This window comes from Marinomonas lutimaris, from assembly GCF_019426345.1.
GTDB lineage: Bacteria > Pseudomonadota > Gammaproteobacteria > Pseudomonadales > Marinomonadaceae > Marinomonas > Marinomonas lutimaris.
The window spans coordinates 14839-34562 of the sequence record NZ_JAHLLW010000006.1; the positions used below are offsets into that span (position 1 = coordinate 14839).

23 protein-coding genes are annotated in these 19724 nt (G+C 42.5%); 2 read left to right on the top strand and 21 right to left on the bottom strand.

Annotated elements, in window-relative coordinates; translation table 11 throughout:
• Nucleotides 1-7 precede the first annotated feature (7 nt).
• Genes KPL72_RS08695 through ccmA form a run of 9 tightly spaced genes read right to left on the bottom strand, consistent with a single transcriptional unit; the run spans nt 8 to nt 6716 of the window.
• A complete protein-coding gene (locus KPL72_RS08695; protein WP_249422164.1) occupies nt 8-1201 on the bottom strand; it encodes a tetratricopeptide repeat protein in 1194 nt (397 codons plus the stop codon).
• A complete protein-coding gene (locus tag KPL72_RS08700; RefSeq protein WP_212916135.1) occupies nt 1198-1608 on the bottom strand; it encodes a cytochrome c-type biogenesis protein in 411 nt (136 codons plus the stop codon). The genes KPL72_RS08695 and KPL72_RS08700 overlap by 4 nt, the downstream gene beginning before the upstream one ends.
• Nucleotides 1605-2114 carry a DsbE family thiol:disulfide interchange protein gene (locus tag KPL72_RS08705; RefSeq protein WP_219702485.1) on the bottom strand — a complete coding sequence of 170 codons (510 nt, stop codon included), beginning with the start codon at nt 2112-2114 and terminating at the stop codon, nt 1605-1607. The genes KPL72_RS08700 and KPL72_RS08705 overlap by 4 nt, the downstream gene beginning before the upstream one ends.
• A gap of 2 nt (nt 2115-2116) precedes the next feature.
• On the bottom strand, nt 2117-4054 hold the full coding sequence (locus KPL72_RS08710; protein WP_219702486.1) for a heme lyase CcmF/NrfE family subunit: 1938 nt from the start codon (nt 4052-4054) through the stop codon (nt 2117-2119).
• 12 nt (nt 4055-4066) lie between these two features.
• Entirely contained in the window at nt 4067-4534 is a 468-nt protein-coding gene (gene ccmE / locus KPL72_RS08715; RefSeq protein WP_212916138.1) for a cytochrome c maturation protein CcmE, read from the bottom strand.
• Nucleotides 4534-4710 (bottom strand): heme exporter protein CcmD, encoded by a 177-nt coding sequence (gene ccmD / locus KPL72_RS08720; protein ID WP_219702487.1) that lies wholly within the window; start codon nt 4708-4710, stop codon nt 4534-4536. Before ccmD ends, ccmE begins: the two co-directional genes overlap by 1 nt.
• Nucleotides 4700-5446 carry a heme ABC transporter permease gene (locus tag KPL72_RS08725; RefSeq protein ID WP_219702488.1) on the bottom strand — a complete coding sequence of 249 codons (747 nt, stop codon included), beginning with the start codon at nt 5444-5446 and terminating at the stop codon, nt 4700-4702. Before KPL72_RS08725 ends, ccmD begins: the two co-directional genes overlap by 11 nt.
• Nucleotides 5446-6108: a heme exporter protein CcmB gene (ccmB, locus tag KPL72_RS08730; RefSeq protein WP_219702489.1), complete on the bottom strand. Its 663-nt coding sequence runs from the start codon at nt 6106-6108 to the stop codon at nt 5446-5448. Before ccmB ends, KPL72_RS08725 begins: the two co-directional genes overlap by 1 nt.
• Nucleotides 6105-6716: a cytochrome c biogenesis heme-transporting ATPase CcmA gene (gene ccmA, locus KPL72_RS08735; RefSeq protein ID WP_219702490.1), complete on the bottom strand. Its 612-nt coding sequence runs from the start codon at nt 6714-6716 to the stop codon at nt 6105-6107. The genes ccmB and ccmA overlap by 4 nt, the downstream gene beginning before the upstream one ends.
• A gap of 160 nt (nt 6717-6876) precedes the next feature.
• Between ccmA and fliK the strand changes: the two genes are divergently transcribed.
• Together fliK and KPL72_RS08745 are read left to right on the top strand one after the other, a co-directional pair.
• Nucleotides 6877-8517: a flagellar hook-length control protein FliK gene (gene fliK / locus KPL72_RS08740; RefSeq protein ID WP_219702491.1), complete on the top strand. Its 1641-nt coding sequence runs from the start codon at nt 6877-6879 to the stop codon at nt 8515-8517.
• A complete protein-coding gene (locus KPL72_RS08745; protein WP_219702492.1) occupies nt 8517-8765 on the top strand; it encodes an EscU/YscU/HrcU family type III secretion system export apparatus switch protein in 249 nt (82 codons plus the stop codon). The genes fliK and KPL72_RS08745 overlap by 1 nt, the downstream gene beginning before the upstream one ends.
• Here the strand turns inward: KPL72_RS08745 and KPL72_RS08750 are convergent.
• From KPL72_RS08750 to flhF, 12 genes are all read right to left on the bottom strand, one after another.
• Nucleotides 8756-9160 (bottom strand): DUF2802 domain-containing protein, encoded by a 405-nt coding sequence (locus KPL72_RS08750; RefSeq protein WP_219702493.1) that lies wholly within the window; start codon nt 9158-9160, stop codon nt 8756-8758. The genes KPL72_RS08745 and KPL72_RS08750 overlap by 10 nt on opposite strands.
• Before the next feature lie 14 nt (nt 9161-9174).
• Nucleotides 9175-9666, bottom strand: coding sequence for a chemotaxis protein CheW (locus KPL72_RS08755; protein WP_012071089.1), 492 nt, complete (start codon nt 9664-9666; stop codon nt 9175-9177).
• A 36-nt stretch (nt 9667-9702) separates the two neighbouring features.
• Nucleotides 9703-10575, bottom strand: a complete 873-nt coding sequence (locus tag KPL72_RS08760; RefSeq protein ID WP_219702494.1) for a chemotaxis protein CheW — start codon at nt 10573-10575, stop codon at nt 9703-9705.
• Between the two features lie 9 nt (nt 10576-10584).
• Entirely contained in the window at nt 10585-11358 is a 774-nt protein-coding gene (locus KPL72_RS08765; RefSeq protein WP_212916148.1) for a ParA family protein, read from the bottom strand.
• 69 nt (nt 11359-11427) lie between these two features.
• Complete coding sequence (locus KPL72_RS08770) at nt 11428-12246, bottom strand: OmpA family protein (RefSeq protein ID WP_212916149.1); 819 nt, start codon at nt 12244-12246, stop codon at nt 11428-11430.
• Nucleotides 12239-12976, bottom strand: coding sequence for a flagellar motor protein (locus KPL72_RS08775; protein WP_212916150.1), 738 nt, complete (start codon nt 12974-12976; stop codon nt 12239-12241). The genes KPL72_RS08770 and KPL72_RS08775 overlap by 8 nt, the downstream gene beginning before the upstream one ends.
• Complete coding sequence (locus KPL72_RS08780; RefSeq protein WP_212916151.1) at nt 12976-14040, bottom strand: protein-glutamate methylesterase/protein-glutamine glutaminase; 1065 nt, start codon at nt 14038-14040, stop codon at nt 12976-12978. Before KPL72_RS08780 ends, KPL72_RS08775 begins: the two co-directional genes overlap by 1 nt.
• A 26-nt stretch (nt 14041-14066) precedes the next feature.
• Nucleotides 14067-16322, bottom strand: a complete 2256-nt coding sequence (locus KPL72_RS08785; RefSeq protein WP_212916152.1) for a chemotaxis protein CheA — start codon at nt 16320-16322, stop codon at nt 14067-14069.
• A gap of 12 nt (nt 16323-16334) precedes the next feature.
• Nucleotides 16335-17123, bottom strand: coding sequence for a protein phosphatase CheZ (locus KPL72_RS08790; protein ID WP_100187085.1), 789 nt, complete (start codon nt 17121-17123; stop codon nt 16335-16337).
• A 9-nt stretch (nt 17124-17132) separates the two neighbouring features.
• Nucleotides 17133-17513: a chemotaxis response regulator CheY gene (locus KPL72_RS08795; protein WP_012071097.1), complete on the bottom strand. Its 381-nt coding sequence runs from the start codon at nt 17511-17513 to the stop codon at nt 17133-17135.
• A 54-nt stretch (nt 17514-17567) separates the two neighbouring features.
• A complete protein-coding gene (locus KPL72_RS08800) occupies nt 17568-18305 on the bottom strand; it encodes an RNA polymerase sigma factor FliA (protein ID WP_212916154.1) in 738 nt (245 codons plus the stop codon).
• Between the two features lie 96 nt (nt 18306-18401).
• On the bottom strand, nt 18402-19685 hold the full coding sequence (flhF, locus tag KPL72_RS08805; protein ID WP_219702495.1) for a flagellar biosynthesis GTPase FlhF: 1284 nt from the start codon (nt 19683-19685) through the stop codon (nt 18402-18404).
• Nucleotides 19686-19724: the final 39 nt, after the last annotated feature.

Genomic DNA, 19724 nt, shown 5'->3' on the forward strand with positions numbered 1-19724 from the left:
GATTCAATTACAAGGCGACCTTGATTACGAAAATCTCTTTACGATTTGTAAGTAAACCATGCTTTGTACCGATAATTCGACCTTTTGTAAGATCATTGTCATTAATATTCGCTAATTTAACCACTAAATCAACTTTATCCGCTTCCGCCAAGGTCACAGTTGGCATTAATGAATCGAGATTGGTTAGCAAAATTGGCTGCCCCAAATCCTCTGGAAATACTCTCTGTATAGCAATTGGCATTTTTTGTCCCTTAACCACAGCATAAACCAGCAAAATATCGTCCTTTTGCCATGTCAGCTCTCTTGCATCCCACTCGATTTTCACCGCAAGCTGATCGGTAATAATAGGTGCGATTTGCTGATAATCAATTTGGCCTAATTCTCGAGCTTTCGTTATCGCTGACAATAACGCCAAGCGTTCTGTTGAATGTACGCTGTAGCGAATCGCCTCTTGCCAAGCTAATACAGCGCCTAAATAATTTTGTTGTGCAAAATCAGCCACGCCTTTCAAATCCAATGCTGTGGCTTGAGTCGGTGCAACTTGTAGAATCGCATCAACGACTTTTAGCATTTTTTCCGAACTTTGGCCGCCATTTGCATAAAAAAGAGCCTGTGCGTATTCAACCAACAAGTTGACACGATTTTCGGCATTTCTTGGTAGTTTTTCTAAGGCTGTTTCAAACGCTAAAACGGCCTCTTGATACTTTTCAGCACTGACATAATCCGTCGCTAAATAATACCAATCCTCAACTCTGTCATATCGCGCACTGCGATATTTCAAAAAATCACTCACTTTCTGCGGAGTCAGCTTCTGTGTTTGCAAATCTTGTGTAAAAGCCACTTCTTTCGCATAACCAATCCACTGGTAAAGACTCACACTCCCCAAAACCGCAACAGCAACCACACTAAGCATGATCCAACGAGCAAAGAAAATATCGTTATGAAAAAAACGCTTTTGTCGACCATCAATAGAATTCGCTTCAGAATCCACATCAAGTAATAGCTGGGAAGATTCGCTAGCAGTCAATCGTCCAGCTTCCTCTTCTTCCACGATTTCTTTTCGACGAACCTTAGAAAACGCTGACACACTTTGCTTGTCTTTATTATTTGGATGTTTATCCAAATGGTGAGTAATTGAGCCAAAAAGATAGACGAGGCTCAGCACTATCATGACGGTCATCACAAAATACGCGGTCATCATAAATCTCGCCCTCGTCGTTTACGATTAGCCACCACCACAGCAACGAAAGCTAGAAGCCCTACTCCAAGCAAAATAAATGGGCCATACCAAAGTAAAAATGTGGCCGTTGAATGCTGCGGACGATATAAAACAAAAGAGCCATAACGCGCAACCATATAATCGACAATCTCCTGATCCGTTTTACCCTGCTCTATCATTTGATGGACAAGCTCACGAAGGTCGACGGCAATACCAGAGCCAGAGTCTGCTAAGTTTTGATTTTGACATTTCGGGCAACGTAGTTCTTCGACTAAGCTTTGATAACGTGTTTTATTCAACTCTGAACTGAAGGCCATTTGCTCTTGAGCAAAAGTAGACAAGGAAAAAAGCACAGCAATAAATAAGAAAAAACCTCTAAAAAGCATCATTTCATGTAGCCTTTTATTTCAGGCCAATTTTCGGCATTAATCACACCTTGATGCCGATAAACCACAACACCAGAACGATCAACAACAAAGGTTTCAGGTGCGCCTGTGACCCCCATATCAACGCCAAAGTTGCCTATCTCATCCATCAATATGGCTTGATAAGGATTCCCCTTTTGCTCTAACCATTGCACCGCAAGATCTTTTTGATCTTTATAATCAATACCAATAATAGGCACACCAGAGTTTGCCAGTTCCATTAAAAAAGGGTGCTCAACATGACAGGCAGGACACCAGGTTCCCCAAAAATTAATCAAATAAGGCGTATTTGGTAAATCCTTGTGCGTATAAGCCTGGTCGTCTTGCAATGACACCAAGGTAAACTCAGGTACTTTTTTTCCAACTAAAGCCGAAGGCATATACTGAGCGTCTTTGCCAAGCTGCAAATAAAATACCACGCCTAGCACCAAAAAAACTGCCAACGGCATGAAAAACAGTAACTTCCGCATGGTTAAACACCTGCTCGTTTTCGATAGCGTTTATCTAGCGCAGCCAACAAACCACCAGCCATCATCATCAAACCTCCAAGCCAAATCCAACGCACAAAAGATTTCACGTAAATTCGTACGCCCCATGCGGAATCATCCAGTCGCTCCCCCAAGGAAACGTACAAATCACGAGTAAAACCAGCATCTAATGCTGCTTCCGTCATGACTTGCTGGCGAGTTGAAAAAAAACGTTTTTCTGGATGAAGAACAGCTACGGCTTTACCCGCTTTATAAGCCGTGAATTGCCCTTTGCTTGCTACGTAATTTGGCCCTTTCACTTGCTCCATTTGATCAAATTGAAATTCATAGCCTGCAATAGTTGCTCGATCCCCGGGAGATAACCGCAACATAGACTCATGGCTATTGACGCTAACTAAAACAATTCCCACCAAGGTAACGACCATACCAAGATGCGCCAATAACATACCGTAGTAATTTCTTGGTAACTGACGGGCGCGAGGAATAATGCCTTTTGTACCAGCAGAGACTTTACTAAACCAATCAGAGAAAGATAAGCACACCACCCAAAACGCCACGGTCAAACTCAGCCAAGCGATCAAACCAAACCCATAACAATAAACAACTAAGCCCGCCGATAAGGTAGCGATAAACGCTGAGATAGAGCAAACCTTAAAAAACACACTGAATTTCGTATGGTGCCATTTAGATAATGGGCCAACCGCCATAAACACCATCAGCAAGAGAGCGATTGGAGTGAAGACGCTATTAAAATACGGTGCGCCAACAGAGATTTTACCCAGTCCTAACGCATCAAATATCAAGGGATACAAGGTGCCTAATAAAACCGTTAACGTCAGAACCGTTAATAAGATGTTATTGAGTAGCAACCAAGCTTCTCGCCCTGTTGCGCCAAAAGATACAGTAGAACGCACCTCAGTCGCTCGAATGGCATACAACAGCAAACTGCCACCAACGAGAACCAAGAGCAAAGCAAGAATAAAAATACCGCGAGTAGGATCAGCGGCAAAAGAATGCACCGACGTTAACACACCAGAGCGAACCAAAAACGCCCCAAGCAAGGAAAGACTATAGGTAAAAATAGCCAGTAAGACAGTCCAGCTTTTAAACACACCGCGCTTTTCAGTGACAGCAAGAGAATGCAACAAAGCCGTTCCCGCTAACCAAGGCATAAAAGACGCGTTTTCTACTGGATCCCAAAACCACCAGCCGCCCCAACCTAGTTCGTAATACGCCCACCAACTTCCCAGAGTGATACCTAAAGTCAAAAACGCCCACGACGCTGCTGTCCAAGGTCTTGCCCAGCGCGCCCAAGAAGCGTTCAAGTTGCCTGTAATCAAAGCAGCAACAGCAAAGGCAAACGCCACAGAGAAGCCAACATATCCCATATACAAAACGGGAGGATGAACAATCAGACCAAAATCCTGCAAGAGTGGATTCAGGTCACCGCCATCGGCAGGCACATCCGGTAATAAACGAGCAAAAGGCGAAGAGGTAAAAAGTAAGAAGGATAGAAAACCAACACAGACCATACCTAACACAGCTAAAACCACGGGCCCGATATCTTCCGGTAAAGTTCTTATCTTTAACGCAACGGCGGAACACCAGCCAGACAAGATCAGTACCCACAATAATAATGAGCCTTCATGCCCGCCCCATAAGGCACTAAATTTATACCAAACAGGCAACTGGCTGTTCGAGTTCTGAGCAACATACAACACAGAAAAGTCATCAGTTAGAAACGATAAGCTCAAGATGACAAAGCTTACCAACACCAAGGCCGACATAATAAAAGTCAGTGGTCGAGCCGTTTCCAGCAAAGGTCGATTACCTTTCCAATAACCAATCAAAGGTACTAAGGCCAGCGACAAGGCAAAAAACAACGACAATATTAGCGAGAATTGACCAATTTCAGGAAACATAAACAGCCTAAATTAATAAGTAGATTGCGCGGACTCTGCGCTCTCGCCCGTCGAACGCTGGGCATTTTTCAATGCTTCAGTGATTTCTGGCGGCATGTATTTTTCATCATGTTTAGCCAAGACTTCGGTCGCTTCAAACACGCCGTCATTATTCAGCTTACCCTGAGCCACAATGCCCTGACCTTCTCGAAATAAGTCAGGCAAAATTCCGCGATATTCAATAGTGACCTTGTGCTGAAAATCAGTCACATCAAACGCAACTGCCAAGGTATCTGAATTACGTTTAACGCTGCCTTTTACCACCATGCCACCCGCGCGGATATTGGCATTTCGTGGCGCTTCACCCATGGCAATCTGGGATGGAGAGAAGAATAAATTAATATTCTGTTGCAAGGCATACATTACCAAGCCAACCGCTGCACCTAATACCAACACAATGGCGGTGATTACTAATAGGCGTTTTTTTCTTACTGGATGCATTAGCGGGTTCGATTCCTCAAAAAGCGTTTACGTAACGTATCTCGTGTTTTTCGGCGCGTCGCTAGCGTATTCCAAACCAACCAAGTCAACCCCAAAGCACTAAAACCATAAGCCGACCAAACATAGACTGCGTGCGTTCCCATCATCAAAAACTCTGACAAACTATTAAAGGCCATGTTCCGTTACCTCTTGTTTCACCCAACTAGATCTATATTCGCGCTTTAATATTTCCGACTGCATTCGCCAAATAAGCAAACCGGCCACGAAACAATACAAACCAATAACAGCAAAGAGCAAAGGCAACCACATTTCAGGAGGCATATCAGGCTTTTTGGTGAGCGTAAACGTCGGCCCTTGGTGTAAGGTTTCCAGCAACACCACCGAATACTTAATAACGGGCAAGTTAATCAACCCCACAACACTAATCACAGCGGCTGCCTTATTCGCTAGAACCTGATCGTCTAAAGAATTTTGCAACGCGATAATGCCCATATAGAGAAAAAATAACACCAATACAGAAGTAAGCCTTGCGTCCCAAACCCACCAAGTTCCCCAAGTGGGTTTGCCCCAAATAGCCCCGGAAACCAAAGCGATCAATGCCATAACCGCACCAATCGGTGCCATCGCCTTAATAAAAATAGGCGCCATTTTCATCTGCCAGACAAGGAATACAAAACCTGCCACGCCCAATGCTAAGTAACAAGACTGCGCCAACATAGCTACCGGCACATGAATATAAATAATGCGAAAACTGTTACCCTGCTGGTAATCAGCAGGGGCGAATACAAGCCCCCACACTAGACCGATAAGAAGGCTCAAACAGCCGAAACAAAACACAGGCAATGCCCAGGGTTTAGACCAAGAAAAAAACCACTTAGGTGAACCTAACTTATGAAACCATGCCCAACTCATCAGTTTACACTCGCTTTGACTACAATCGCCGTCATAAAAGGCGATATCACTAAAGATAACAAAGATATCGCCAATAACATCGCCAATAATCCAGAATAAGGCAAACCTGCTTGTGAAGCTTTAACGGCTAACGTTGAAAAAATAATCACTGGCAAATAAAACGGCAATATCAGCAACATCACCAACATGGCGCCTTGTTTTATCGATACCGTTAAAGCGGAACCAATCACACCAATAAAAAATAAGCTTGGTGTGCCTACAAGTAATGTCATGGTCAACACCCAAAAACCTGAGCTTGGTAAATACAGCATTTCACTTAATAAAGGCATCATAAGAAGCAGAGGAAGTACAACCGTCAACCATTGCGCGACGATTTTTAACAAAATCAACAAAGGTAAAGAAAGCCCACTAACCACTAACTGCTCTAAAGAACCATCGTGATAATCCTCTTTGAACATGCCTTCTACTGCCATCAAAATAGCCAATACCGTAGCACACCAGACAATACCTGCCGCCGCTGGCGCCAGAAATTCAGGTGAAGAATTAATGCCTATCGGAAACAAGACAACCACAATGACGAAAAACAACAATGCGTTAAAAACGTCTTGTTTACGACGCCATAACACTAAAAATTCAGACACTAAAAAAGAAGAATACGTCATAACAATGCCACATCACGAGAAGCAATAGACAGCAACTCCTGATGGGTGCTTAACACCACCAAGCCACCTGACAACACATGCTGCTGAATACGTCCCTCTAACAGAGCAACACCTCTGGCATCTAAAGACACAAAGGGTTCATCCAACAGCCAAAGTGTTTTCTTACTTAACCATAAACGCGCCAAAGCAACTCGGCGAGCTTGACCTACGGATAATGCTTTCACCAGCACATCGACCTGATCTACAAGGTCTAACTGAGTTAAAACCGAATACAACACACTTGAAGGAGCGTCAGGACAATACCAATGAAGGTTTTCAGCAACAGTGAGGAGACTTTTGACACCGGCAGAATGACCAAGATAGATTGCATCGTGCTGCAAAAGACTTCTATCTAAGGTGACATCCTCGCCCGAATACAATATTTGTCCTTCTAAAGGTGAAAGTATGCCGGCGATGACTTTTAACAAAGAACTCTTACCAGCCCCATTTTCTCCTAGAATACGCACAACTTCACCGGACTGAATACTCAAAGAAAGCCCTTTACATAGGTCTCTTTCTCCACGTTCAATCCAAAGGTCTGATATTGTTAACGAAGCAGAAGATTGCAAAAGATTTATCCAATTCGGCCGATATAAGGGTGAAGGTTAACATTGTTTGGCTACACTATTTAATCTATACGACTTAACTATACTAAAGTGCCCAAACATTATATGAGAAGCGTTTCCAAAAGCACAAATCAATCGGCTATCTAATCAACAGGCAGGCTACATGATCTCTGACATCCAATCTATGCTTAATGCATCATCAGGCAAGCAGAGTAATGCGACTAACAACAGTAGCAATAATATATTAGGCAACACAGGAACAATTGCGAAATTAAGCAGTGAAATCAAACTCATAGAAAATCTTAGCTTGATTAAATTTCAGGGCAGCGAGTCACTTAATTTCCTAGGCAAACCAGCCCAACTTTTGCATGCAACCAGTTCACAACAGCCATTTACTCTTATTAATACTGGCGCGCCCATCGACATTAGTGATATCCAAAATGCTAAATTATATAAAACTAATTCTCTGCAAGCTTCTCTAACTCTTCCTGTAGAGAATCAACCCAGCAAAACGGGCGTCAATCAAAATGCGCCTCAAGTTAGGCAAGCCGATAATCTTATGCTGGCATCTCGTGTCGTAAACTTAACGGTTACCTCAGTAACACCTGCGACAAACAATATTGGTAATGCTCCACTTTCTACAACAACAAACACTCAACCAACAACCGTAGCTCCAAAGACCTCCAGCACTCAAACTTCTAGCACTCAAACTTTTAGCGCTCAAGCAACAAACCCTCAACTCGCGGCGACAAACACTCAAGCTAAGACAATCAACCAACCGTTGACAGTAAATACGCCACAACTAGCTACGAGCATTCAAACAACCGCAGCAGCAGTCACCCCATCCCCTCAACGAGCAACGGTTTCTGACGGTAAGGCAGAATTCCCTATTCTTAGTCAAACACCATTGAAAAAAGGCGATGTCGTTCGCGTCATGGTCGATGCCAATAACAACATGCAAGTGCTGCCCACAAAAACCAATACAACAGCCCCTTCTGTTCAAGTAGAGGCCCTCAAACAAAGCCTACCGAAGCAGTTGTCCCTTGGGGATATGTCTCAACTCGTCAAACAGTTACACAACCTAAACGAGGCATCGAATGCGAACTTGCCACCACAAACGCAGCAAGCGCTTAAACAGCTGATACAAAATATGCCAGCTTTGGGAGCATTAACAACTTCACCGGAAGTCATGAAACAGGCAATTCAAACCAGCGGACTATTTTCTGAATCCCTACTGGCTAATGACAGCAAGACTCAAATACCAGCAGATTTAAAACTAAATCTTACTCGATTAAGAGAGGTTCAAGAAAACACAGGGGCTTTACGTCCTGCAGGTATTCCAACAGAACAAATTGCCAATGCAATCGAACGCATTACCACCAGTCAATTACGACATTTCTCTGAACCGAATCAGATCAACACTCCAACCTACCCTTTACATATAGAATTGCCAATTAAACATGGCCAATCGCCAAGTTTTGTACAAATAGAGATCAACAAAGACGCAAGTACAGCAGAGCAAGAGAAACAGGATAGGCGCTGGTTGGTGAAGCTAAAATTTGATTTTGAAGAAACAGGAAGGTTTGATGCGAGAGCCAGTATTCAAGCAAACAAAGTTGGAATACTCTTTGCCGCGGAAGATCCTAAAACAGTACAAAAATTACAGAAAAACCTGTCTACATTGAAACAACAGTTAAAAGACAAAGACATTGAAGTAGAAAGATTAGACGCTTTTCAAGCTAAACTAGATAAAGAAAAAGTCAATATAGTTAAAACCCAATCCTTAATAGATGTGAGAACCTAATGCAAAAAGCCGTCGCTTTAAAATATGACTTTAGTGCAGCGCCAACAGTCATCGCCAAAGGAAGTGGTTTACTTGCTGAAAAGATCATGGCTGTTGCCAAGGAAAACGACGTTCTACTTCACCAAAGCCCTGAGCTTGTGGAGATGCTCAGCACTTTGGAGTTAGGAGAAGAGATACCGGAGTCATTGTATCTAGCAGTAGCCGAGGTAATCGCTTTTGCGCATAGAATCAAAGATCATCAGTGGTAATCAGAGTTTCTACGTGACTCTTGCTTTAATAAACTGATCAGCTCTGCCTCAGCTCGTATGAGACCGCATTTAGATACCAAATCATCAATGGTTGCGCCCATTTCTAAAAGCTCCATAGCGCGGTTATACGAAACGCCACCCTCTTTCGATAAAATCTCAGATTGCTTTTCTACAGCAAGATTCAACTTTTTCTCAATGGCGACCAAACGGCGCCCCATCCCTATTGAGCCTGAAGCAAGCACTTGCACTTGCTTTTTTTGATTCGATTCTACTTCTGCATGATGTTGCTTCACTCGCTCTAGTCGCTTAGACAACCGAAAAGCCCAAACGACAACTGCAATCAAGATCACAAATTGAAGCATCAAGAGAAGGTTAAATAACCACTGAGATTCCATCTAGTACAACTACCTTAATTACTTACTTCAGACCATTCATCTTCTGATAACAGTTTATCTAGATCGACAAGAATCAATAAAATATCATTTTTGTGGCAAACACCTTGGATAAACTTAGATGATTCATCATTACCAACATTTGGCGATGGCTCAATCTCAGACTGACGAAGATAAACGACTTCAGATACTGCATCTACCAGAATACCAATCACATGACCTTCTACTTCAAGAATCATGATACGCGTAGAATCTGTCAGTTCGCCTGATGGCAAACCAAAGCGCTGACAAGTATCTATAACGGTTACAACCGTTCCACGCAAATGAATAATACCCAAAACATAACTAGGAGCTCCAGGAACTGGAGCGATCTCAGAATAACGCAGAACTTCTTTTACCTGCATAACATTTACACCGTAGATTTCATTCTCTAAGCGAAATGTTACCCACTGCAACATTGGGTCTTCTGACTGATTTGCATTTTTTAACGCTATGCTAGTAGTTGCCATTATTCATCTCCAAAGATCAAAAAATGATCATTACAATTATTTTTGCGCGCTTTTAAACCCATTTTTCGGGTCGTCTAACAATTCTATAAAACCCTGTACATCAAGTATGGCACACATATGATCAATTACCGTACCGGCTAACCAAGGCCGCTTACTTCTATCACTGCGCCACTTAACTTGTGATGGCTCTAAGGTAATAGCCTCTGCGACTCGCTCACAAGCAACACCCCAATCCGTACGATCAAGCTGAATGACGAATTTGAAGTTATCTTTCATTTCGCCTTCATAGTGGTTTGGCATTATCCAACGTGCAGTATCCACTGTGCGAAGGTTAAATTCCCCAACATTGGCAACCCCCATAAACCAATCTGGCTGGCCAAATATGGACGTTAATTTATCTTTTCCACTTTGAAAAATGCCACCTAATTCAACCAGTGGTACGGCAAGTTTCAAACCACCGACATAAAAGAGCAAACACTCAAATCTACCTGTCGCCCATGGTAAAGGATCTGTTCTCGAAATTTTCTTAACTGGCTCTGGCTCTGGCTCTGGCTCTGGCTCTGGCTCTGGCTCAATAGTATCGTGCTCTTCAGAATCCGATGACAAGCCATTAACTTGTGCCGATATTGCTTCTTCAAAATCTTTAAATGAAGCATCTAATGAAGACAGCTCCTCTTCACTCAAGCCTATTTCTGAAGTAACTTGTTCAGATTCAAGCGAATCAGAATCTATAAAACCTGGCTCTTCTAAATCTACGAATGAGTCGGATTCATCTACTGTAGTCTCAAGTTCATCTAAATGCTCTACAGGCGGCTCTAACGTCGCTTCTTGCAATAAGTCATCCAGATAGCGTTGAACCGCTATTTGAGGGCCTATTAGAGCCTGCTCTTTACTCTTTGTATCTTTCATAAACTGTTACTATCCCGCTGGGTTCAGCAAAGAATCCATCAGACTTGCGTAAGCCTTAATTCCTCGAGCATTAGGATCCAGCGCTGAAGGGGCAATACCTGCGGTACTGGCATCTCTTAACTTCGTATCAACTGGAATCACCGAATGCCACACCAACTCTTCATAAGTATCTTTCAGACTACGTAAGCTTTTATTAGAAGCCTGAGTACGGCGATCAAAAAGAGTGGGCACAATCAAAAATGGTACTGGACGTTTTCTTGCTCGGTTTATCATAGTCAATGTTCTGACCATTCTTTCTAAACCTTTTATCGCTAAAAATTCAGTTTGTACAGGTATCACTAGTTGCTGACAAGCCGCCAGCGCATTAATCATCAACACACCCAGTACCGGTGGACTATCGATCAACACGTAATCGTAGTCATCCCACAAAATTGCTAGTGTTTTGGAAATAACTAATCCCATACCACCTTGAGCCTGAGCATGCCGCTCCAAAGTAGCCAGCGCTGTCGATGCAGGCATCAAAGATAAATTAGGGTGACCTGTTTCTAATATTAAAGAAGCAGGCAGATCTTCTGGTATTTTACCAGTGGCCTGAAACAGGTTGTAAGCACTCTTTTCTATAGAATCTGGATCAAAGCGAAAATAACTGGTCAATGAACCATGCGGGTCAAGATCAATCATTAATACCCGATGACCAGCATCAGCCAGCAACCCTGCTAAAGAAACTACTGTGGTCGTTTTGCCAACGCCGCCTTTCTGATTCGCCACTGCCCAAATGTGCACTCTGACTCCCCTGATACCCTATGCTGTTATTTTGCTTACGAATTCCTTGCAATCATATACAGTAACACGCTATTGAAACAAGTAATCATAGAGATTATCGGCCTCACGCTTACTAATTCGTAAGATTACACGGCGATTTTGTTGACGAGCATAGTCATTGGTGTTTCTTACTTTAGGATGTTCGCTAGAAAAGCCGATTGGTGCGATCATTTTTGGATCCACACCTCTATAAACCAACTCATCGACAACAGAGGATGATCGCAAACTAGACAAATGCCAATTAGACACTAAACGCCTTGAGTTCACTGGCAAATCATCCGTATTACCTTCAACCAATATCACCGAAGGATGTGCTTTTAAAATGTTAGCGACTAGTATTAATAAAGCGACGGCTTCATTGGTTAACTCATACTCTCCCTGGCCAAACAATAAACCAGACTTTAGCTCTAAACTTACCCAGTCAGCCGACTCTGTCACAGATATTTGCCCTGATGCATGAAGCCCTGAAAATTGATTTTCTACCACCTGACTTAATAATGCGTAAACAGCAGAAGAGTTGCTTTCTTCTATTGTCGGAGGAGCTGCAGGGATAGGCTTTGTTTCAACGACTTCAATATCTTTTGGCTCTCCGACAATCGGTTCGCCAATATTGATAGGTTTAATTGACTTTTGAACAGCATCAAAAACACCATGAAGCGTTTCTTTCAAGCGCTGTTCGTCACCTGAGTTTTTTAATGAGAGGGAATACAGTGCTACAAAAAAAGCGAATAATAGAGTGATAAAATCAGCATATGAGAGAATCCATCTATCTCGACCTTGAGCGCTAGACCGTGGCGACTTAGTTACCACTCGACGACGCTTAGATGCCCGAGGCGGAGTATCACTCATAAGTATTAAGCTCTAACTCTAATCTATATGGATGCTTACCAGTGGCAATACCACAAATACCATCAATGAGCAGTTGATGATAAAGAAGTTCTTTATCAACATAGCCCGTTAATTTTTTAACGATGGGAAATATAACCAGATTAGCAAAACCTTGTCCGTATAGAGTAGAAACAAAAGCAACAGCAATACCATGCCCCAATGCTTCTGGGCTATCTAAATTGGCCATTGCTTGAATTAACCCTAGTACAGAGCCCATGATACCTAAAGTAGGTGCATACCCACCGATAGACTCAATGAAAGAGACGCTTTTCATTCGCCTATCATAAATACGAACTGCGTCATCATGAAGTCGATCTGCCAGTAAATCTGGATCAGTGCCATCAATAGCCATTTGCAAAGCTCTGCTCGAAAAACGATTATTCAACACTTCGACATCTGACTCTAAAGCAAGCAAGGATAACCTTCTAGCTTTATGGGCAAGGTTGTTTATTAAGGCGCGGGCAGAGTTAAAATCATAAACAGGTGGGAAAAGGCTCCACTTAATCAAAACAAGAGCACGAGCCGCTTCTTGGATACTACTCTGAATTAATGTGGCACCGATACTACCAACAATAACGATAATGGCAGATGGCAAGTTAAGGAGAAGGATTACCTCTCCTCCTCCTAACCAATTAGCTAGAAATACTGAACTGAAAGCAATTAATAGTCCTGCTAAGGTAACAAAATCCACTAGCCAACCTCGCGTGCAATGCGCTCACCAATATGCTCTAAATCAATAATATCATCCGCTAGGTTTGCTTTTTCCACTGCCATTGGCATGCCGTAAATCACACAAGACTCTTCACTTTGAATCCAGACTCTTGAGCCTGAACTCTTCAGCATACGAGCACCTTCGCGACCATCAACACCCATTCCTGTCATGACAACAGATAATACTTTCCCTGGATAGCATTTTGACGCTGAACCAAAAGTAACATCTACAGAAGGTTTGTAGTTTAGACGCTCATCCCCATCGAGAATACGGACACAGCCGCCATTTCGAGGGTCAATCATCATTTGCTTTCCACCAGGAGCCAATAAAGCAACACCTGCTTGTAAACGATCACCGTCTTGCGCTTCCTTTACTGTAATCTGGCAGATATTGTTTAGTCGTTCAGCAAAAGCACCAGTAAATGCTGCTGGCATATGCTGAACTAATACAAGAGGCGCTGCAAAGTCCTTAGGTAATTTACTTAATACAGCTTGCAAAGCCATTGGACCACCAGTAGATGTTCCAATGGCAACAAGACTAACTCGTTTCCTTACACGCGGAATAATAACACCGCGATCAGTTACGATAGGCTTGGGAGCCTCACGTGGAGCAAGTGCAGCAACAGGCTTTCTATCTCCAGCAAAGCGCGTTCTAGCAACCGCTAATACACGATCAACCAATGCCCGCTTTACTACCGCCGAATCACGAGAGATATCCTCAAAGTTCTTCGGCATGAAATCAACCGCACCAGCCTCTAGAGCATCTAGAGTAACTTTTGCCCCCTCATGAGTTAACGAGGAGAACATAAGCACTGGCGTTGGCTTAAGCTTCATAATGTTAACTACGGCTGCGATACCATCTAACACAGGCATCTCGTAATCCATAGTAACAACATCAGGCGATAGGGATTGAACCTTATCTATCGCCTCTCTTCCATTATTTGCAGTACCAACTACAGTTAGTCTAGGATCAGCTTCAAATATCTCAACCAAACGACGTCGAAAGAAACCAGAATCATCAACCACCAGCACCTTAACAGGCATATCACATCCCCTAAATGAACAACGTATTACCTAGATGCATAACTCTTAAGCATACTAGGCACATCCAGAATCAATGCAATACGACCATCACCAGTAATGGTTGCGCCTGCCATACCAGCAGTACCTTGCAACATTTTACCCAACGGTTTTATAACCACTTCTTCTTGACCAACCAATTGATCAACAACAAAACCCACTTCACTCATACCCACTTGAACAACAACAACATGAGCTTCGGCAGGTAAATCGTCTCGATTATTACCCTTAATTAGCCAATTCTTCAGATGAAATATAGGTAAGGTTTTGCCACGAATAACAACAACTTGCTGCCCATCAACCACGTTAGTTTTCTTCAAATTGAGATGAAAAATCTCATTAACACTCACTAGAGGAAAAGCAAACGCTTGGTCTGACAAAGTCACCATTAGAGTTGGCATGATCGCTAGCGTTAATGGCACTTTAATAATAAACCGAGACCCTTGCCCTAGGACTGATTTAATCTGCAATGTACCATTTAGCTGTGAAATTTTCGTTTTAACAACGTCCATCCCAACACCACGACCAGACACATCTGTAATTTCTACCTTAGTAGAGAAACCTGGTGCAAAGATTAAATTAAACGCTTCTTCATCAGATAACCGATCCGCAGCATCAGCATCCATCAAGCCTTTTTCAACAGCCTTCCTACGAAGCAAACTAGGATCCATACCAGCCCCATCGTCTTCGATGGACAACAAGATATGATCACCTTCTTGCTCAGCAGATAGAATCACCGTGCCCATTCTAGGCTTACCGCTAGCCTCTCGAACATCTGGCGCTTCAACACCATGGTCTACAGAGTTACGTACTAAGTGGACTAAAGGATCGGCCAAAGCTTCAACTAAATTTTTATCTAGATCTGTCTCTTCACCACGAAGAATGAGGTTAACCTCTTTCTTCATATTACGAGCAAGGTCTCGAACTACTCGTGGAAAGCGCCCGAAGACTTTTTTGATAGGCTGCATACGCGTTTTCATTACCGCGTTTTGCAAATCGCCCGTTACCACATCTAAGTTAGCAACCGCTTTACCCATCGACTCATCTTCACTTTGAAGACCCAATCGAACAAGTCGGTTTCGAACTAACACAAGCTCACCAACCATGTTCATTATGTCGTCTAGACGCTTAGTATCAACACGAACTGTTGCTTCTTGAGTAACCGGCGAATTAGCTGTTTTTTCTTTAGCACTATCCGCTTCAGGCTCTGGAGCCTTAGGTTCAGGCTTCGGAACAGGCTTAGCTGCGGGTTTAGGTGCTGCTTTTGGCTTCGCCGATGCCGCTTTTGGCTCAGTTTTAGCTTTTGGCACTTCTACCTTTTCAGCTCCACCTTTACCTTGCAGGCTATCTAAAAGGGATTCAAATTCATCGTCAGTAATCAAGTCAGATTCTGCACCAGAAGAAGCACTGATATCTGCTTTAGATTTGTCTTCTTTGTTGCCTGAAGTAGGCGTTTCACCATGAAGTTTATCAAGAAGCTCTTCAAATTCATCTTCGGTTATTTCGTCTGAAGAAATATCAGCCGATGTAGCACTGTCCGCTTGGTCATCATTAATTCCAGGCGCACCACTGCCGTGAAGTTGATTCAATAATGCATCAAATTCATCTTCTGTGATTTCATCGTCTGTTCTTGCCGCTGTGCTGCTTTTATCGGCACCACTATTAGATGGAACATCATTATCTGATGAAGTATCGCCTAATGCATCAAGCAAAGATTCGAACTCATCGTCAGAAATATCGACAGATTCATTTTCTACAGAAACGGTCTCTTCAATTTCCTCAACATCAGCATCATCTTGCTCTTCAGCGACATCTTCGACTTCATCTTCATCCGCCTCTGCAAGTTCTTCTGCAGTTGGAGCCTTTGCATATGCAGCGAGCGCTGCGATCAACTCTGGTGAAGCACGTTCTGGCTCAGCGCCTGCACGTACAGCATCGAACATTTCATTTACAGCATCAAGAGCCTGTAAAACAATATCCATTAAATCAGAATCTATTTTACGCTGACCGTTCCTTAAAATATCAAAAACGTTTTCAGCATAATGACAACAATCAACCAAGGCAGTTAATTGTAAAAATCCAGCACCACCTTTTACAGTGTGAAAACCACGAAATATCGCGTTAAGCAGTTGCTTATCATCTGGATTTTGCTCTAAATCTACTAGTTGTTCGGAAAGCTGCTCTAGGATTTCACCAGCTTCTACCAAAAAATCTTGTAGAATCTCTTCATCGACCTCGAAACTCATCCTCAGCTCCTTCTAGAAACCAAGACTTGATAGCAAGTCGTCTACTTCGTCTTGACTATTCAGTACTTCAGGGTTGTTTTGTTTATTAATAGCTGGGCCATGTCCACGAGTGTCATCGTGTTCAGACTCTTTCTCTTGGTGTTCAATCCCCGAGATACTATCAACGCGTCCAGCAACAGCAACGAGATGCACAAGTTTTTCTTCTACATCTCGAATTAAATCATTCACTCTAGCGATTACTTGACCTGTTAGGTCTTGATAACCTTGCTCTAGAAGAATTGTGTTGAGGTTTGAATGCAAGGTAGTGGCACTGTCATCTGCGTAAGACAAGAAGACATCAATACGCTTATACAAGTCTCTGAATTCTTGAGGCGTTAAGTCTCTCTGAATTAAACGACTCCAGTCTTTACGCAATTCCCTTGCTTGACTCTGTAACTCACTGGCCACAGGGACACTACTGTCCACCATGTCCATTGTTTTATTGGCAGCCGCACTAGTCGTTTCAATAACATAGTTCAGTCGATCAGAGGCGTCAGTGATTTTAGTTGCAGAATCTTTTCCGCCCTCACCAACAACTAAATCAATTGAATCAATTTGAAAATCACGAATGGCGTCATGCAGACTTCGAGTTAAAAAACCCACTTCGTTATAAAAGCTTTTATGACGAGCTTCACTTAACTCTTGGATTATTTTAATAGCGCCACTGAAATCACCAACTTCAATGTGATTTAAAAGCTCTACAGCACCGTCTTTTACTAGGTTTTCAAATTCCACTAGTCCAGATCCCAATACATTTGACATCTAAGTTCCCTATTTAGCAGCGTCTATTCGTTCGAATATTTTCTCAATTTTTTCTTTGAGAGCCACCGCAGTGAAAGGCTTAACTACATAACCGTTTACCCCAGCCTGAGCTGCAGCAATAATTTGGTCACGTTTAGCTTCTGCCGTTACCATAAGAACAGGAATGCTTTTCAACTTTTCATCAGCACGAACTGCACGAAGCAATTCAATACCTGTCATGCCGGGCATATTCCAATCGGTCACAAGAAAATCTATTGTTCCAGCTTGAAGTATAGGCAATGCAGTTGTTCCATCATCCGCTTCAACTGTATTGGTAAACCCTAAATCCCGTAATAAGTTTTTAATGATTCGTCTCATTGTCGAGAAATCATCAACAATCAGGATCTTCATGTTTTTATCCAATGCAACCTCCACACCCCAAAGGTAATATTCCACAACTCATAATTAATCTCGCCAATCACTTAATCGAGCTCGCAATCGCATAGCCGCTTGACTATGAATTTGACTGACTCTTGATTCACTGACACCTAATACAGCACCAATTTCTTTCAAGTTGAGTTCTTCATTATAATAAAGAGACAAAACCAACTTTTCTCTTTCCGGTAAATCATCAATTTCTTTTGCCAATTGATTTTGAAAACCACCCTCTTCAACTAAAGAATAAGGTGCATTTTCTACTTCAGATTCAACACTATCTAAATTACTTGTATCAGAGTCTAGCATTTCTTCATAGCTAAACAACTGAGTCGACATGGATGAATGAATCATTTCATGATATTCATCCATGCTTATATTCATATGAGATGCCACTTCCATATCGGACACCTCTCGGCCTAACTTTGCTTCTAATTCTTTAATCGCATTAGCAACCGCTCTACCGTTACGCCTAACAGAACGAGGTGCCCAATCGGTTTTTCGCACCTCATCCATAATGGAGCCGCGAATACGAATGCCTGCATAAGTTTCAAAGCTAGCACCTTTAGTAGATTCAAAACGCTTATACGCCTCAATCAGCCCCATCATGCCAGCTTGAATTAAATCATCTACATCCACACTATCAGGCAAACGCGCCAATAGATGGTAAGCAATTTTTTTTACCAAATACCCATATTGCTCAACAATCGCATCAATCGAAAGCGTCGCTTTTTTAGAGTATGTGTTATATCCGTTTTTGGTCTGCATAAAATAGTCTAAGCAACCTTTACCATTTAAGTTAGTTGCGCTAACTAACTGTACTACATAGTTTGGCGCAACGCTTTCAGTAATAACAAAATTTTACTAACTACCATACTTTAGTGACCCATAAAGCTGACTATAATGCTCTGCAGTATATACTGCCCTACTAATCAAGTTATGCGCCCGAGCTGGCTCAATATCATCTGGAATTCTTTGACCATCCGCGATATATACAACAGGAAGACCTTCTTCAATAACTACACTAATCGCTTCACCAAGTGAAGCAGATTCATCGAGTTTACTTAAAACACAACCATCTAATTGAACTTGAGAATAAACATCGACAACAGTTTTTAAAACTTGCCTTTGACTTGTACAAGGTAATACTAGCAGTTTTTTAAGACTTGCCCGAGCACGCTTCATCATTAAAAGCTGTCGCTCTAGATTTGAATCTCTTGGATTCATACCTGCAGTATCAACAAGCACTAAAGAGTAATTAGCATATTTTGACAATACTTCATTTAAATCTGAATACTCATTCACCACTTCAACAGGTACATTTAAAATACGACCAAAAGTTCGCAATTGTTCATGCGCAGCAATTCGGTAAGTATCTGTGGTAATTAAAACAACACCTTCAGAACCATGCTTCAAAACATGCTGGGCAGCAATTTTACCAATAGTTGTTGTCTTTCCAACTCCGGTAGGGCCCATAAATGCAATACAACCTTTCAGCTCAGAGGAACTTGAGCGAACAGGTATGTAGTCCGCTAGATGTGCAAGCAAGCGATTCCAGTCATCTTCACGACCTTTTAAATCAATATCATCGATAAGCCTAGACACAACAAAGTCTGATAAGCCTAAGCCTTTTAACTTTTCACGAGCACGCAATTCTACTGCGTTTTCCTTAGCCTCAACTCGACTTTCATTTTGCTGACGCTGCTCAAGCAAAGCCCGAACATTTTTCAGCTCGAGCTCCATATCTCGCAACTGTTTGGCACTCTCGCTATTACGAATAGATAAAGCCTCCTCAACAGCGGGATCTTCTTTGTCACTTGACAGGGGAGGCATTTCAAACTGTGATGTAGGGCGCTTTTCAGAATATGTAGGTGAAGTATTTTGTACAGGACCCTGCTGTTTCGCTCTCTCTATGCGCTCTAAATAGTCGGCACTGGGGTCGGCATATTGCTCAGAACGAGGCGCAGACGACCGTTTAGAGGTCATACTAGAAGGTAAGGATCCATCATAATCTAGAGCGGCGACTATCTCTATCTCACCTGTAGGCAGGCGTTGATTTGACAAAATGACCGCATCAGGGCCTACAGCATCACGAACCTTCCGTATCGCTTGCCGCATGTCAGGTGCTCGAAACCGCCTAATTTGCATGAATAACTTAATCCTTCCAGTTTATTTTTCTTACAAATC